Genomic DNA, 14,776 nt, shown 5'->3' on the forward strand with positions numbered 1-14,776 from the left:
TGTTGTAGGGTGGGCAAAGGCGCGTGTGCGCCGTGCCCACCATTTCTCCAAATCCGCGACAGAGTGGTGGGCACGCTTCGCTTTGCCCACCCTACAAGCTCACGGCCGCGTCGACATGTTGCTCGGCGGGCCGACGGTGCGGATCGGTTCGGCGAGTCGCGCGAACTCGCACAGCAGCGAACGCGTCTTGCGCGGGTCGATCACTTCCTCGACCCAGAATTTCTCGGCGGAGCGGAACGGCGAGCGCAGCTTGTTGAGGCGGTCCTCGATCTCTTTCAATTTCGCGGCCGGGTCATCCGACCCGTCGATATCGGCGCGATAGGCAGCCTCGATGCCACCTTCGAGCGGCAGCGAGCCCCAATAGGCCGACGGCCAAGCATAGCGCATCGAATAGCGGTTGGCCGGCTGGTGCACGACGCCGGCGACACCGAACGCATTGCGCACGATGATGGTGCACCAAGGCACGGTCGACTGGTTGACTGCCGCCATCGCCCGCACCCCGTGGCGGATGGTCGCCGACTTCTCGGCCTCGAGCCCGATCATGAAGCCGGGACAATCCATTAGATAAACCACCGGCAAATGGAAGGTCTCGGCGAAATCGACCCAGCGCACCACCTTCTGGCAGGCTTCCGCCGTCCATGACCCGCCATAGTGGAAAGGATCGCTGGCGAGCAGCAGCACCGCGCGGCCCTCGAACCGGGCAAGGCCCGTGATGATCGGACGGCCGAAATTGGCGTTCACTTCGAAGAACGAGCCCTTGTCGACGACGGCGTCGATGATCGGGCGCATCTTGTAGACCTGGCGGCGATTGCGCGGCACCGCGTTCAATAGCGATTCTTCCGCGCGTTCGGGATCGTCGCTGCAGGCCGTGGTCGGCGGCAGGTCGTATACCGAGGACGGCAGATAGGATAGAAAACGCCTGGCGCGTTCGAACGCCTCTTCCTCGGTATCGACGGCATCATCGACGCCGCCGGCGCGGGTCTGGATCTCGGCGCCGCCAAGCTCCTGTTTCGTCAGGTCCTGGCCGAGGCGTTTTACGACCGGCGGGCCGGCGACGAACATCGCGGAATTTCGGGTCATGACGGAATAATGGCTAGCGGCAAGCCGCGCCGCGCCAAGGCCTGCGACCGAACCGAGCCCGAGCGCGACCACGGGCACCCGCGCCATGTTCGCCGTCGTGAACCAATACCAGCGCGTGCCGCCGACCCCGCCGGGCAGATTCGCAGCGCCCCGCGTCTCGATCGTCTTCACCGAGCCGCCGCCGCCCGAGCCTTCGATGACGCGGATGATCGGCACGCGAAAATCGTGCGCCATCTCCTCGGCCATCAGCGGCTTGGCCGAGATCGAGGCATCGGCCGAGCCGCCGCGCACGGTGAAATCGTCGCCGACGACAACCACGGTACGGCCGTCGACCCTGCCGCGGCCGAACACGCAGTTTGCCGGCGTCAGGTGCTTGAGTTCGCTGTTTTCGTCGTATTCGGCGATGCCGGAAATCGCGCCGATCTCGTGGAAGGAGTCCTTGTCGATCAGTTTGTCGATGCGCTCACGAACCGTGAGCCGGCCCTGGTCATGCTGGCGCTTGACCTTGTCAACGCCTCCCATCTCGCGCGCGAACGCTTCGCGCCGAGCGAGCTCGTCGAGCTCCGGCTTCCAGTTCATTCGTATCCTCCGTCTTGATGATCTTGTTGTTATTATTATGGGCCGGCACCGGAAGCGGCTTTCTTTCGATCCGGTTGGCGAAGATGTCGCCCTCGGCGCCTTCCAGCAGGCCGCCGATCGCAACGCCGAGTTCGAGCATCTGCGGCGCCACTTCCCGGTGCAGCCGCTCCTCGTCGAACATCGCGGCGAGAAGGCCGATCGTCACGACGACAAAGGTTTGATATTGCGGCGACCACACCGGCACCGCGCACCCGTTGATATGTGGGCTCCAGGTGCCGCAGCCGACGACATAGCCATGTTCGCGCAGATGGCGGCGGTTATCTTCGATGCGCGGCTTCAACAGCGCCGCATCTGCCGGTATCTCACGCTCCATTTCGGCGATCAGGGCGTCGCCGACGTCGGTGTCGAGCGCTGCGGTGTAGGCAAAGCCGGCCGCGGTGCTCGTCATCGAGATGCGACTGCCGGTGCCTTCGTGCAGGCCGAGCGCGTTCGCCGCGCGCGCGAATTCGAGATAGACGAGGTGATAGCGATCGGGAATCACGAAGCCGACGGTGCCCGGCAATTGATCGGCGACGTCCTGCAGACGCAGCCTGATCAGATTGCGAAGCTGCAACCCCTTCATCATCGAAGTGCTCATCGCCACCGCGCTTGGACCGATGCGGTATTTCTGGTCGCGCGGCAGATAGACGAGTTGGCCCATCCGCGTCAGCGTATGGGTGAGCCGCGATACCGTCGACCGCGGCAGACCGCAGCGGCTGGAAATTTCCAGATTGCCTAGTCTCGCTTCATGACCTTCGAAGCAGCGCAAGACGTCGAACGCCCGCGACACCACCTGGATCACATCACCCTCGCCCGCCAGATCGCTGGCGAGCATTCCTTGTTTGCTAAGCCTTTCCGAGCGTCTTCCCATTGTTATGGCTCCATGGCCTAATTCCGCCCTGCGGAACAAAATTCCACTTGCAGAACAAACTACCTCAGGCAATCTGCGGCGACAACAAAAAGCCGTTCACGAGGACAGCCTGTCCGTCAGACGGTCCCGGGAGAACGGAAATGCCAGAGATCAAGATTGTTACCGAAGTCGCCGGACGCGTGTGCGCGCTTCCCGTCGCAACTGGTGGCAATGTCGGCGACGGCGACGAGATCGCTTTCGTCGAGGCCATGAAGATGGAAATTCCGGTCACGTCGACGACGGCCGGAAAGATCAAGGCCATCCTGGTCAAACTCGACGACGTTATCGCCGAAGGACAGATTGTCGCGATCATCGAAGCTTAACCGGATCCCGGCATAAACTGCTCACGACCAGTTCCGCGACAATCGTTGCCATCGCAAGCCGCCGATGACATGATCAACGCTAACAAGACAATTTTCGCATAGCGAAACAATCTGAGGGGAACATGATTCATCGCTTGAAGGCGCTCGCGCCAATCGCTCTTGCAGGTACCGCCTTGCTGACCTCGCCGGCGGCATACGCTGATGATGTCAAGCTGCCGCCGACCATGGTGGTCACCGCCTATGACACCGGCACCGCGGGCTTCAACATCGCCGTCGGCGTCGGCAAGATGATGAAGGACAAATACGGCACCGACGTTCGCGTGCTGCCCGCCGGCAATGACGTGGCGCGACTGGCGCCGCTGCGCGCCAAGCGCGCAGCCATGTCCGCCATGGGTTCCGGCACCTATTTCGCCCAGGAAGGTGTGTTCGAATTCGGCACCAAGGAATGGGGTCCGCAGCCGCTGCAACTCGTGCTGTCCACGGTCGATTGCAACGCAGCCACGCTCGGCGTTGCCAAGGATACCGGCGTGACCGAGATCAAGCAGCTCAAGGGCAAGCGCGTCGGCTTTGTGGTCGGTTCGCCGGCGCTCAATCAGAACGCGCTCGCCATTCTGGCTTTCGGCGACCTCAAGCAAAGCGACGTCAAGGTCGTCGAGTTCTCGAGCTACGGCGCGATGTGGAAGGGCATGATCAATAACGACGTCGACGCTGCTTTCGCCACCACCATCACCGGCCCGGCGAAGGAACTCGAGACATCACCGCGCGGCATCATCTGGCCGCCCTTGCCTCACAACGACAAGGCCGGCTGGGAGCGCGTGAAAAAGGTCGGCTCGTTCTTTTTCCCGCACGTCGCGACCTGCGGCGCCGGCATCTCCAAGGACAAGCCGATCGAGCTCGGCAACTATCCCTACCCGATCTTCATGGTGTATGGCTCACTGCCCGCCGACGAGGTCTATGCCATCACCAAGGCGATGATCACGGGCTACGACGCCTATAAGGATTCCGCGCCGGGCGCGGCCGGTCTTGCGGCCGACCGCCAAACCAAGAACTGGGTGGTTCCGGTGCATCCGGGCGCCGCCAGGGCGCTGAAGGAAGCCGGTCAATGGACCGACGCTCAGGAAGCCTACAACAAGGAATTGCTGAAGCGCCAGCAGGTGCTGGCCGCCGCGTGGACGGACTACGGCAAGTCCAGCCCGCCATCGGATGACAAGGCGTTTCTCGAAGGCTGGATGAAGGCGCGCGCTGCGGCGCTGGCAAAGGCGAACATGCCCAACGGCTTTGAATAGCGCTGCCTCACTCGCCTGGGGGTCCAAGGCGAATACCGTCTAGGGGGAATGATGTCACCTGCTGCGAGTGATAGCGTAGCCGCGCCTGCAAAACGAGTTGAATTCGACGACCCGCATGCCAACATGCAGGAAGCCGAAGTCACGCGGGTGCGGACATTGCGCGGGGCGTGGCGCTGGACGCTGGTGGTTGCAACCGCGGTAACCATCCTGCTGTGCATCAACCAGCAATTCTCCCTGCGCTTCTTCCTCGGCTACACCCAGCTCAACACCGAGTATTTCTATCTCCTGATCGCGCTGATGCTGCCGTTCACGTTCCTGATCTTTCCGGGGACCGGGAGCGCGCCGCTCGATCGAGTTCCCTGGTATGACATCCTGCTGTTTGTCGCTAGTTTCGCCTGCGCAATCCTCCTGATGCGCAGCGTCCGCAAGGCGGCAGAAGCCGGCTGGGAATTCGGCGGCGCGCCGACCTACGTGATCGTCGCCGGCGTCATCATGTGGGTCGTGCTGATGGAAGCGTTGCGGCGCACCGGCGGCTGGAGCCTGCTGCTGAGCGTGCTGCCGTTTACGGTGTACCCGCTGTTCGCCGACGCGACGTGGCTGGGGCCGTTTCGCGGCACCCAATCGACACTCGAACAAGCGACGGCGTATCACGTGCTTTCGGGCGAAAGCCTGCTCGGAATCCCGATCCAGGCCTTCGCGGATACTGTGATCGGCTTCCTGGTGTTCGGCACGGCGCTGATGATGACGGGCGCCGGAAAGTTTTTCATCAACCTGGCATTCGCTCTGTGCGGTACTTTCCGTGGCGGCGCTGCGAAAGTCTGCATCTTCGCGTCCGGCCTGCTCGGCATGATGTCGGGCTCGATCATCTCCAACGTGCTGACCGCCGGCACCATGACCATTCCCGTCATGAAGAAGAGCGGGTTCCGCGCCTCCTATGCCGGAGCGATCGAGGCCTGCGCCTCGACCGGCGCCGTGCTGGCGCCGCCGGTGATGGGCGCGACCGCGTTCGTCATCGCGCAGTTCCTCAACGTCAGCTACGCGGATGTGGCGCTTGCTGCGATCATTCCGGCGACCCTCTACTACATCGGCCTGTTCATGCAGGTGGACTCGTATGCGGCCCGCCACAACCTGAAGGGCATTCCGCGCGCCGAACTGCCCAGGGTCTGGGACACGATCAAGGACGGCTGGTACTACGTCTTCGTGATCGCGCTGCTGATCGTGATGCTCTTATACTTCAAGCGTGAGAGCCACGCGCCGTTTTATGCTACGGCGCTGCTGCTGGTCCTAAATCAGCTTTTCTCCAAGGATACGCGCTGGACGCCGACGACCATCAGCAAGTTCCTTGAGGTCAACGGCCGCACCTTCGTCGAGCTGGTCGGCATCCTTGCCGGTTGCGGGCTCTTGATCGGCGCGTTCTCGATGACCGGCGTGGTCTCGAGCCTCGCCAATGACCTGTTGCGGATCGCCGGCGACAACGCACTCCTGCTGCTCGTGATGTGCGCCTTCACCAGCCTCGTGCTCGGGCTCGGGCTGACGACGACGGCCTGCTACATCTTCCTCGCCATCCTGGTGGCGCCTGCGCTGGAAAAGCTCGGTCTCAACCGCATGGCCGTGCACATGTTCATCTTCTATTGGGGCATGCTGTCCTCTATCACGCCGCCGGTCGCAATCGCTTCCTTTGCCGCGGCCGGCATCGCCGGCTCGCCAGCAATGAAGACGGGCTGGGAATCGATGTGGGTCGGCTGCATCATCTACTTCATTCCGTTCTTCTTCGTGTTGAACCCGGCGCTGGTGCTGCAAGGACCAGACCCGTATCTCGCAGCCTTGGGGTTGATGGGACTGGCCGCGTTCGGCACCCTGTTCATTTGCGGCGGCATTCAGGGCTATCAGGTCTTTGTCGGAGATCTCAGAGCCGCCGGCACATTGGAATGGCCGCTGCGGGTGTTGTTCGTAGTTGGTGGCTTCGTGGTGGCGACGCCGGGCGGCGGGATCATTCCGCTGTCGCAGATGCAGGTGACCCTGCTCGGTCTGGCCATTCTCATTCCCACGGCGCTGGTCGCGCTGCTGCTGGTGCGCCGCCAGACGCTGGCGTCGCCGAACGGGTTGCACGCACCCTGATTGCGTTGCACAACAGGAGGCGATGAAACAATCGCCTCTTCCGTTCACGACCGGTCCCACAGCCTGGACCAGTTCGAAGCCGCCTTTGCTGCGGTTCCTGAACGCCTGCCACGCCGAATTCACCTCCGAGACCGGCGGCGTGGTCGCCGATTACATCCCTGAGCTCGGCAAGGCCGACCCTGCCCATTTCGGCATCAGCCTCGCCACCCTCGACGGCCATGTCTATGAGGTCGGCGACACGCAGGTCCCCTTCACCATCCAGTCGATGTCAAAGCCCTTTGTGTTCGCGCTGGCGCTCGACACGCTGGGGGCGGCACGGGTCGAGAGCGTTATTGGCGTCGAGCCGTCGGGCGATCCCTTCAACTCCATTCGCCTCAACGCCGAGAACCATCCCTTCAACCCGATGGTCAATGCCGGCGCGATCTCCTGCTCCGGTCTGATCCACGAGGCCAAGGGCGATGCGGCATTCGAATACATCAGGCAGGCGTTGGGCCGGTTTGCCGGGCGCGAGCTCGACGTCGACGATGCCGTCTATGCTTCCGAAAGCGCAACCGGCGACCGCAACCGGGCGATCGGCTACCTCCTGCGCACCAACGCGGTGATCAAGGAGAACGTGGCCGCCGTGCTGGAGGTCTATTTCCGGCAATGCGCCATCCTGGTGACGGCGCGTGATATCGCGGTGATGGCGGCGACGCTCGCCAATCGCGGCATCAATCCCGTGACCGGCGAGCAGGTGATGACGCCGTATGCCATCTCGCGCACCCTTTCGGTGATGACGAGCTCCGGCATGTATGATTATGCGGGAGAGTGGATCTACCGGATCGGCATTCCCGCCAAGAGCGGGGTTGGCGGCGGCATCCTCGCGGCGCTCCCGGCGCGGCTCGGGCTCGGTAGCTATTCGCCAAAGCTCGACAAGCACGGCAACAGTGTGCGCGGCATCAAGGTCTGCGAGGCGCTGTCGTCGCATTACGACCTGCACATGCTCAACCGCAGCGACGACGCGCGCACCAGCATCATCGCCGATTACGACATCGGCAACAGCCCCTCGCGGCGCGTGCGGCGCGCGCAGGAGCAGAACATTCTTGCCGCCCACCACCAGGATGTCCGCGTGATCGAGCTGGTCGGAACGCTGTCGTTTTCCAACGTCGACTACGTCTCGCGCCAGCTTGCGGCCAGGCCGCGGCCGCAACTCGTCATTTTCGACCTGCGCCGCGTCACCGCCATGACCCGCGCCGGCGCCCGCCTGCTCGCCGAGGAATTCCGCGAGCTCGCCGCGCACCACGTCACGGTGGTGCTGTCCGGCATCAGGCGCTCGTCGCCGGACTGGAAAGCGATCGCGGAATGGACCGAAGGTCTCACCAACATCCGCAATTATTATCTGCTCGATGCCGCCATCGAGTGGGCGGAAGACCAGCTCGTCTATCGCTACGGCGGCGCCATCGACTTCTTCGAGGCGACCGAACTCTCCGAGCAATCGCTGCTGGCGGGGCTGACGGAGGAGGAATTGACCGATCTCGCCTCGCGCGCGTCAATCCGGACCTATCAAGCCGGCGAGAAGATCATCTCCGCCGGCGATCCCGCCGCATCGCTGTTCTTCTTGCGGAGCGGCGCAGTCCACGTCACCCTCCCCGACGGCGTGAGGCTGGCGACATTGACGGCGGGCATGCCCTTTGGCGAAATGGCGCTGCTGGAGCCGCTGCGTTCCGCGGACGTGCTGGCCGACATGGCCGCGACTGCTTACGAAATCCCGCTGCGCGATTTCGAGCGCTTCCGGAAACAGCACCCGCGCGCCGGCGAGCACATCATGCGCAATCTCGCGCAATTGCTCGCCGATCGGCTGATCCTCGCCAACGCCAAGCTGGAGCTGCTGACGTCGGGGTAGACTGGATTGGGAGAGGTCACGGGCCGCATGGTTCGAGACGCCCGGCGCTGCCGGGCTCCTCACCATGAGGTCTTAGACCTCATGGTGCAACACACCCAGACCTCATCCTGAGGAGCATCGCGAAAAGCGATGCGTCTCGAAGGATGAAGCCCCCCGACGGTGCCTACCCCGCCTTGCCCCGCCCGTTCTTTTCCGCGGCGCGGCGCAGCGCCTCCGCCAGCGCGCCGCCCTGCTCCTGCGGCTTGCGCGGCGACGACGACGTCATCGACGCCTTGGAATACTCGCGCATCTTGCTGTCCGACAGCTTGGGGCCCTTGTCGCCGATTTCGTCGTCGAGCCGCAGCGTTAGCGCGATGCGCTTGCGGGCGACCTCGACCTCCAGCACCTTGACCTTGACGATGTCGCCGGGCTTCACCACCTCGCGCGGATCCTTGATGAAATTTTTCGACATCGCCGAGATGTGCACCAACCCGTCCTGGTGGACGCCGATATCGACGAAGGCGCCAAACGCCGCGACGTTCGTCACCGTGCCTTCCAGGATCATGCCGCGCTTGAGGTCCTTGATCTCCTCGACGCCCTCCTTGAACACCGCGGCCTTGAACGCCGGGCGCGGGTCGCGGCCGGGCTTTTCCAGTTCGCGCAGGATGTCAGTCACCGTCGGCAGGCCGAAGGTTTCGTCAACAAAGGCCTGCGGCTTCAATTGGCGCACGACATCGGCATTGCCGATCAGCGCCTTGATGTCGCTCTTGGTCGCGGCGAGAATCCGGCGCACCACCGGATAGGCTTCGGGATGCACGCCGGAGGAATCCAGCGGGTCTTCGCCATTGTTGATGCGCAGGAAGCCGGCGCATTGCTCGAACGCTTTCGGTCCGAGCCGCGGCACTTCCTTGAGCTCCTTGCGCGACTTGAACGGCCCGTTGGCGTCGCGATGCTGCACGATGCTTTGCGCGAGCCCTGCCCCGATGCCTGACACCCGCGCCAGCAACGGCGCGGAAGCGGTATTGGCATCGACGCCGACGGCGTTGACGCAGTCTTCGACCACGGCATCGAGCGAACGCGCCAGCTTGGCCTCGCCGAGGTCGTGCTGGTACTGGCCGACGCCAATTGCCTTCGGATCGATCTTGACGAGTTCGGCAAGCGGGTCCTGCAGACGCCGCGCGATCGACACCGCGCCGCGCAAGGTGACGTCGAGCTCCGGCAACTCTTCCGACGCAAAGGCCGAGGCGGAGTAGACCGACGCGCCGGCCTCCGACACCACGATCTTCGACATCTTGAGATCCGGCAGCAGCTTGACGAGCTCGGTCGCCAACTTGTCAGTCTCGCGCGAGGCGGTGCCGTTGCCGATCGCGATCAACTCGACGCGGTGCGCGACCGCGAGTTTTCCGAGCGTCGCCAGCGCTTCATTCCATTGCCGCTGCGGCTCATGCGGATAGATCGTCGTGGTCGCCACCACCTTGCCGGTGGCATCGACAATCGCCGTCTTGACGCCAGAGCGGTAGCCGGGATCGAGCCCCATAGTGACGCGGGCACCGGCCGGCGCCGCCAGCAGCAGGTCGCGCAGATTCGAGGCGAACACCCGCACGCCCTCGGTCTCGGCTGCCGTCCATAACCGCATCCGCAGGTCGATATTGAGATGCACCTGAATCTTGGTCCGCCACGCCCAGCGCGCGGTCTCCACCAGCCAGCGGTCGCCCGGGCGCTTTTGATCGGTGATGCCAAAGCGCTGCATAATCTTCAGTTCATAGGCGCTGGGGACGCCGGCCTCGGGCACATTGGCCTCGGGCTGGATCTGCAGCTCCAGAATTTCTTCCTTCTCGCCGCGGAACAGCGCGAGGATACGGTGTGAAGGCAGCTTATGCAGCGACTGGTTGAAATCGAAATAGTCCTTGAACTTCTCGCCTTCGAGCTTCTTGCCCTTGCGCACCGTGGAGATCATCAGTGCGCCGGTCCACATCTCTTCGCGCAGCCGCCCGATCAGGTCGGCGTCTTCGGCGAATCGCTCCACCAGAATCGCGCGCGCGCCTTCGAGGGCGGCTGCGACGTCCGCCACCTGCTTTTCGGCATCGACGAAATCCGCCGCCACGACCTTTGGATCGTTCTGCGGCTGGGTCAGCAACAGCTCGGACAGCGGCTCGAGTCCGGCTTCCTTGGCAATCTCGGCCTTGGTGCGGCGCTTCGGCTTGAACGGCAAATAGATATCTTCCAGGCGGCCCTTGGTATCGGCTGCCATAATCTGTGCTTCCAACGCGGCATCGAGCTTGCCCTGCTCGCGGATCGAATCAAGGATCGCGACCCGGCGCGCTTCGAGCTCGCGCAAGTAAGTCAGGCGCTCTTCCAGGGTGCGCAACTGCGCGTCATCGAGCCCGCCGGTGATTTCCTTGCGGTAGCGCGCCACGAACGGCACCGTGGCGCCGCCATCAAGCAGTTCAACCGTCGCCGCGATCTGCTCCTCGCGAACGCCAAGCTCTTGCGCAATCTGTCGATTGATATTTGCCACGCGACCTCTTTCCAAAGCCGTTTGCGGCGGGAGGACCGGCCGCGGGGACGCAGCTTATGGACCATCTCGGATTGATTTGCCAACCCGCCGGACGAAAGAAATTGATCTGTGGATCGGCCCATCGGTCAGGAACACCCAGCGCGGGATTCGCAAGCGAAAACGCGCCGAGATAGGGGTGGATTGATGGCCTTGTAATGTGTAAACGGGCGCTCCCTCCCGGAGCTCCCATGTCGATCTGCGGTCTTGATTTCGGAACGTCGAACACGACGCTCGGCACCATGGAAGGCCGGGCGCCGGTTCTGGTGGCGCTGGAAGCGGCGCACAGCACGATTCCCAGCGCGATCTTCTATGAGGCGGATGGCGGCGTTCTGATCGGCCGCAGGGCCATGGAAGCCTATGTCGAAGGCACGGCCGGCCGCCTGATGCGCAGCCTCAAATCGGTGCTCGGTACCTCGCTGATCGAGGAAACCACCCGGCTGGGCCGAGCGCGGGTCAGCTTCCGCGATGTGATTGCCTATTACCTCGGCGCAATCAAACGTCGCGCGGAACAGGCCACAGCCCGCCAATTGCGCCATGTCGTCCATGGCCGTCCCGTGCATTTCGTCGATAGTGCGCCGGACGCCGATCGCAAGGCGGAGCAAACCCTGCGATCGATTGCGCAGGGGATCGGTTTCGAAGAGGTCACGTTTCAATTCGAACCGATTGCGGCGGCGCTGGACTATGAGCGGCAAATCACTTCCGAGGAACTGGCATTGATCGCCGATATCGGCGGCGGCACATCGGACTTTTCGATCGTGCGGCTGGGTCCCGAACGCCACGGCAAGGCCGATCGTACAGCCGATATTCTCGCCAATGATGGCGTCCGCATCGGTGGCACCGATTTCGACCGTCAGCTCAGTCTCGGCGTGGTCATGCCGCTGTTCGGATTCCGCAGCGCCATGAAGCGCGCCGGGCTCGACGTGCCCTCGAGTTATTTTCACGACCTCGCCACCTGGTCGAACATCAACCGCATGTATGAGCCGCGCGTGATGGCCGATATCCGCCAGGTCCGGCTGCAGGCGGCCGAGCCGGAACTTCTCGACCGGCTGATCCGCGTGGTGCACGAGCAGCGCGGCCACACGCTGGCAATGGAAGTCGAAGATGCCAAGATCGCCCTGTCCGAGAAGCGGCGGGCGGACATCCCGCTGGAGTGGGTTGCCCCCGGGCTCAGCGCCGACATCGGCCGCCCTGATCTCGTCAGCCATACCAGGCAGTTGGCCGACCGCATCGCCGCGCGCATCAGGAACTGCCTCGTTCAGGCGCGATTGGCCGCTGAAGATATCGATTCCGTGTTCCTGACCGGCGGCTCGGTAAAACTCGCCCACGTCCACAAGGCGATCACCCAAGCCGTGCCGTCAGCCCGCATCGTCGAAGGCGACATCTTTGGCGCCGTCGGCAAGGGACTGACGCTGGAGGCGCTACGGCGATACGGCCCCGCGAATTGAGATCAGCGGTTCGCGGACCCAGCCGCCGCTCACCCCACCACTTCCGTCACCGGCTGCATGTCGATGGCAAAGGTTTCCAGAAATTTCGACGTCATGACGTAGAAGCCGACCGAAAGCTGCAGTTCGACCAATGCGGCCGGCGTCAGCTTGGCGGCAATCGCGTTGAAAGTTGCCTCCGTCGGCTTGTGACGCCTGACGATCTCGTCCGTGAAGGCGAGCGCAGCGCGTTGCACGTCGTTGAAGCAGGACGCCGCCTGCCAGTTTTCCAGCGCCTCGTTCTGCTCGTCGGTTACGCCGACGTTCTTGCCAATTCGCTTATGGGCGACGATCTCGTAAGGCGCCTCGCACAGGATGCCGGTGCGGGTGATGGCGAGTTCGCGCACGATCGGGTCCAGTTCGCCCTTGTGCCTGATGGCCCCGCCCAGCCGGCAGTATTGCTCGAGGTAGCTCGGCGAGTGCGCCATCATCCGGAAGATGTTCGCATTGCGGTTTTTGCCGAGCAGTTCGCGGGTGCGATCGTTGTGCTTGGCTGGATCGCTATATTCGATGCGGGCCATTCGTCACCTTGGGCTTTGGATTTTCTGATTTGCTGACAGAGAGATCATGCACTGCAGCAGGGAGCCGATCAACCGTCGAAACGCTGCGGTCGCAGGTGGGGCTTGCGCTCAAGCCGTCAAACACGCTCCAAAAAACTCCCTTTCTCGTGCACAAACCGGCTGCGAGCGAGCCAAATTGCCGCCTCAATGCTGGTCGATTCTCCGGACTGTCGATATTCGCTGAGTGGGGACTCAAAAGAGCGAATACTCGTCGCGGGGTGTTCCGAGTAAAACCAAACTGAGCTCATCAGGCCTTCGCGGGCAATGATGACTCATGCCCAAGTCTAGGGAGTTAGGCATGAAGGAAGCCACCAGGAAGGCGGCCTCGGAAGCACTTGCGCAGATGCTGGCGGTAACAGCGATGCTCGTCATCGCCAGCGTTGTGTTCTACTGGCACTGAATGTTGACGCGTCGAAGCACTCAGATTTTTAACCCGTTCCGCGTAATTCTGGGTTGCTTCGCTGCGTAAGCATTGCGCCTGACACTCACCTCGTTTTCTTGAAATACGGGACCAGCCTTCCCGCAAACAGCCGATAGCTTGCAGTAACGGAATCGCCAATCGCGAGATCGTTGACGCCATGGGCCATCATGCGAAAGCCCTCGGCCGCATCGACCAGCACGATATTGTAGGGAACGTGAGCGCGGGTTTCCGGCGTCGCGGCGCGGCAGACCAGCGACGTCGCATAGACCATCGCTCTTCCGCTGGCGCGCTTCTCGACCGGATCAGGTGCGCCACAGGCGGCGCAGAAACTGCGATGAAAATACTGCGCCTTCCCGCAAGCGCGGCAGGATTGATAGACGATGGCCTCAGCGCCCTTGGTCCAGTCGGCGAGTTTTTCGCTCATCGCGCCCGCTCCAGGAACATGCTGACGTGTGACGACAGCACGCCGCCATCGCCATGCAACAGCGCGATCGAGGCATCACGGACCTGCCGGGAGCCGGCACGTTCGGTCATCTGCAGATGCGTCTCGACGAGATGCGCCATCGCGCCACCGACGCCGCAATGGCCGTAGCTCAGTAGCCCCCCATGGGTGTTGAGTGGCATGGCGCCGTTGCGGCCAAAATGCCCTGCCCGCACCCGCGCAGCCGCCTCGCCGCGCCGGGCCAGGCCCAGATCTTCCAGCAGCATTGCGAGCGTAATGGTGAAGCTGTCATAGACCGCGGCGTAACGCACGTCCGAGATCGCGAGACCGGATGCGGCTTTGGCCTTGGCGATCGCGATTTCGGCACCGAGTTCGCTTAGGCGCGGCGCAGCCGTGACGTGCTGATGGGTATGCGCCTGCGCGCAGCCGCGCACGCGAATGCCGGTCGCACCGGTGCGCTCGCGGCTGACGACGAACGCCGCGCCGCCATCCGACACCGGGCAGCAATCCAACAGCTTCAGCGGCATCGCCACCGGCTTTGAGGCCATCACATCCTCGACCGTGATGGGTTCGTGGAACTGCGCACCGGGATGGGTCAGAGCATAGGCGCGCATCAGAACCGCGAACTCGGCAAGATCTTCCTCGGTGACGCCGTATTCGTGCATGTAGCGCGAGGCGACGAGGCCGTAGTAGGCGGGAATGGTCGGCCCCAGCGGCACCTCGTAATCGGGGTGGCCGACCTGCGCCAACGCCTGGATCGAGGCATCGCGGCTCTGGCCGGTGAGACGGTTTTCGCCGCCGACCACAAGCACATGTTTTGCCACGCCAGCATCGACCAGATGGTGCGCCAGCATGGTCATGGCGAGGCCGGTGGCACCTCCGACTTGCACCGCGTGTGCGTAGGATGGCTGGATGCCAAAATGCTCGGCAAATACGGTTGCGAGCATGATGTGCGGCGACACTGTCGAGTAGCCACAAAGAATGCCGTCGATCTCGGATCGCTTCAGCCCGGCGTCGGCGATGGCAAGCTCAGCCGCCTTGCTCATGAGATCGAGCGAGGACGAGCCTTCGTGCTTGCCATAGGAGGTCAGTCCGACCCCGGTGATGAAGCTCATGATG

At 63.2% G+C, this 14,776-nt stretch carries 11 protein-coding genes; 5 read left to right on the forward strand and 6 right to left on the reverse strand.

The window, feature by feature from the left end:
• Window positions 1–99: 99 nt before the first annotated feature.
• Window positions 100–1,659, reverse strand: coding sequence for an acyl-CoA carboxylase subunit beta (locus YUO_RS0107035; protein ID WP_028346627.1), 1,560 nt, complete (start codon window positions 1,657–1,659; stop codon window positions 100–102).
• Window positions 1,589–2,569 carry an IclR family transcriptional regulator gene (locus YUO_RS0107040; RefSeq protein ID WP_028346628.1) on the reverse strand — a complete coding sequence of 327 codons (981 nt, stop codon included), beginning with the start codon at window positions 2,567–2,569 and terminating at the stop codon, window positions 1,589–1,591. Before YUO_RS0107040 ends, YUO_RS0107035 begins: the two co-directional genes overlap by 71 nt.
• 140 nt (window positions 2,570–2,709) lie before the next feature.
• Here YUO_RS0107040 and YUO_RS0107045 point away from each other — a divergent pair, with 140 nt between their 5' ends.
• The 4 genes from YUO_RS0107045 (at window position 2,710) to glsA (ending at window position 8,217) form a co-directional block, all read left to right on the forward strand.
• The gene (locus YUO_RS0107045; RefSeq protein ID WP_028346629.1) at window positions 2,710–2,931 is read left to right on the forward strand and encodes an acyl-CoA carboxylase biotin carboxyl carrier protein subunit; all 222 of its coding nucleotides are present in this window, start codon (window positions 2,710–2,712) and stop codon (window positions 2,929–2,931) included.
• 122 nt (window positions 2,932–3,053) lie between these two features.
• A complete protein-coding gene (locus tag YUO_RS0107050; protein WP_028346630.1) occupies window positions 3,054–4,217 on the forward strand; it encodes a TAXI family TRAP transporter solute-binding subunit in 1,164 nt (387 codons plus the stop codon).
• 51 nt (window positions 4,218–4,268) lie between these two features.
• Window positions 4,269–6,335, forward strand: coding sequence for a TRAP transporter permease (locus tag YUO_RS0107055; protein ID WP_035726233.1), 2,067 nt, complete (start codon window positions 4,269–4,271; stop codon window positions 6,333–6,335).
• 22 nt (window positions 6,336–6,357) lie between these two features.
• Window positions 6,358–8,217: a glutaminase A gene (gene glsA / locus YUO_RS0107060; RefSeq protein ID WP_028346632.1), complete on the forward strand. Its 1,860-nt coding sequence runs from the start codon at window positions 6,358–6,360 to the stop codon at window positions 8,215–8,217.
• A gap of 163 nt (window positions 8,218–8,380) precedes the next feature.
• Here the strand turns inward: glsA and YUO_RS0107065 are convergent, their stop codons facing one another.
• Window positions 8,381–10,714 (reverse strand): Tex family protein, encoded by a 2,334-nt coding sequence (locus YUO_RS0107065; RefSeq protein WP_028346633.1) that lies wholly within the window; start codon window positions 10,712–10,714, stop codon window positions 8,381–8,383.
• A 227-nt stretch (window positions 10,715–10,941) separates the two neighbouring features.
• Between YUO_RS0107065 and YUO_RS0107070 the strand changes: the two genes are divergently transcribed.
• Window positions 10,942–12,198 carry an Hsp70 family protein gene (locus YUO_RS0107070; protein ID WP_028346634.1) on the forward strand — a complete coding sequence of 419 codons (1,257 nt, stop codon included), beginning with the start codon at window positions 10,942–10,944 and terminating at the stop codon, window positions 12,196–12,198.
• A gap of 29 nt (window positions 12,199–12,227) precedes the next feature.
• Here YUO_RS0107070 and YUO_RS0107075 read toward each other — a convergent pair whose 3' ends face one another.
• The 3 genes from YUO_RS0107075 to YUO_RS0107090 form a co-directional block, all read right to left on the reverse strand.
• Window positions 12,228–12,755, reverse strand: coding sequence for a carboxymuconolactone decarboxylase family protein (locus YUO_RS0107075; RefSeq protein ID WP_028346635.1), 528 nt, complete (start codon window positions 12,753–12,755; stop codon window positions 12,228–12,230).
• A gap of 524 nt (window positions 12,756–13,279) precedes the next feature.
• The gene (locus YUO_RS0107085) at window positions 13,280–13,639 is read right to left on the reverse strand and encodes a Zn-ribbon domain-containing OB-fold protein (protein ID WP_028346636.1); all 360 of its coding nucleotides are present in this window, start codon (window positions 13,637–13,639) and stop codon (window positions 13,280–13,282) included.
• Complete coding sequence (locus tag YUO_RS0107090) at window positions 13,636–14,772, reverse strand: thiolase family protein (RefSeq protein ID WP_028346637.1); 1,137 nt, start codon at window positions 14,770–14,772, stop codon at window positions 13,636–13,638. The genes YUO_RS0107085 and YUO_RS0107090 overlap by 4 nt, the downstream gene beginning before the upstream one ends.
• Between the last annotated feature and the right edge of the window lie 4 nt (window positions 14,773–14,776).

This window comes from Bradyrhizobium murdochi (assembly GCF_000472965.1).
Lineage (GTDB): Bacteria > Pseudomonadota > Alphaproteobacteria > Rhizobiales > Xanthobacteraceae > Bradyrhizobium > Bradyrhizobium murdochi.

Bases quoted from the DNA above. Each gene is read 5' to 3' on its own strand.
- YUO_RS0107035 (WP_028346627.1), bottom strand. From the start codon at position 1,659: ATGAACTGGAAGCCGGAGCTCGACGAGCTCGCTCGGCGCGAAGCGTTC.
- YUO_RS0107040 (WP_028346628.1), bottom strand. From the start codon at position 2,569: ATGGGAAGACGCTCGGAAAGGCTTAGCAAACAAGGAATGCTCGCCAGC.
- YUO_RS0107045 (WP_028346629.1), top strand. From the start codon at position 2,710: ATGCCAGAGATCAAGATTGTTACCGAAGTCGCCGGACGCGTGTGCGCG.
- YUO_RS0107050 (WP_028346630.1), top strand. From the start codon at position 3,054: ATGATTCATCGCTTGAAGGCGCTCGCGCCAATCGCTCTTGCAGGTACC.
- YUO_RS0107055 (WP_035726233.1), top strand. From the start codon at position 4,269: ATGTCACCTGCTGCGAGTGATAGCGTAGCCGCGCCTGCAAAACGAGTT.
- glsA (WP_028346632.1), top strand. From the start codon at position 6,358: ATGAAACAATCGCCTCTTCCGTTCACGACCGGTCCCACAGCCTGGACC.
- YUO_RS0107070 (WP_028346634.1), top strand. From the start codon at position 10,942: ATGTCGATCTGCGGTCTTGATTTCGGAACGTCGAACACGACGCTCGGC.
- YUO_RS0107075 (WP_028346635.1), bottom strand. From the start codon at position 12,755: ATGGCCCGCATCGAATATAGCGATCCAGCCAAGCACAACGATCGCACC.
- YUO_RS0107085 (WP_028346636.1), bottom strand. From the start codon at position 13,639: ATGAGCGAAAAACTCGCCGACTGGACCAAGGGCGCTGAGGCCATCGTC.
- YUO_RS0107090 (WP_028346637.1), bottom strand. From the start codon at position 14,772: ATGAGCTTCATCACCGGGGTCGGACTGACCTCCTATGGCAAGCACGAA.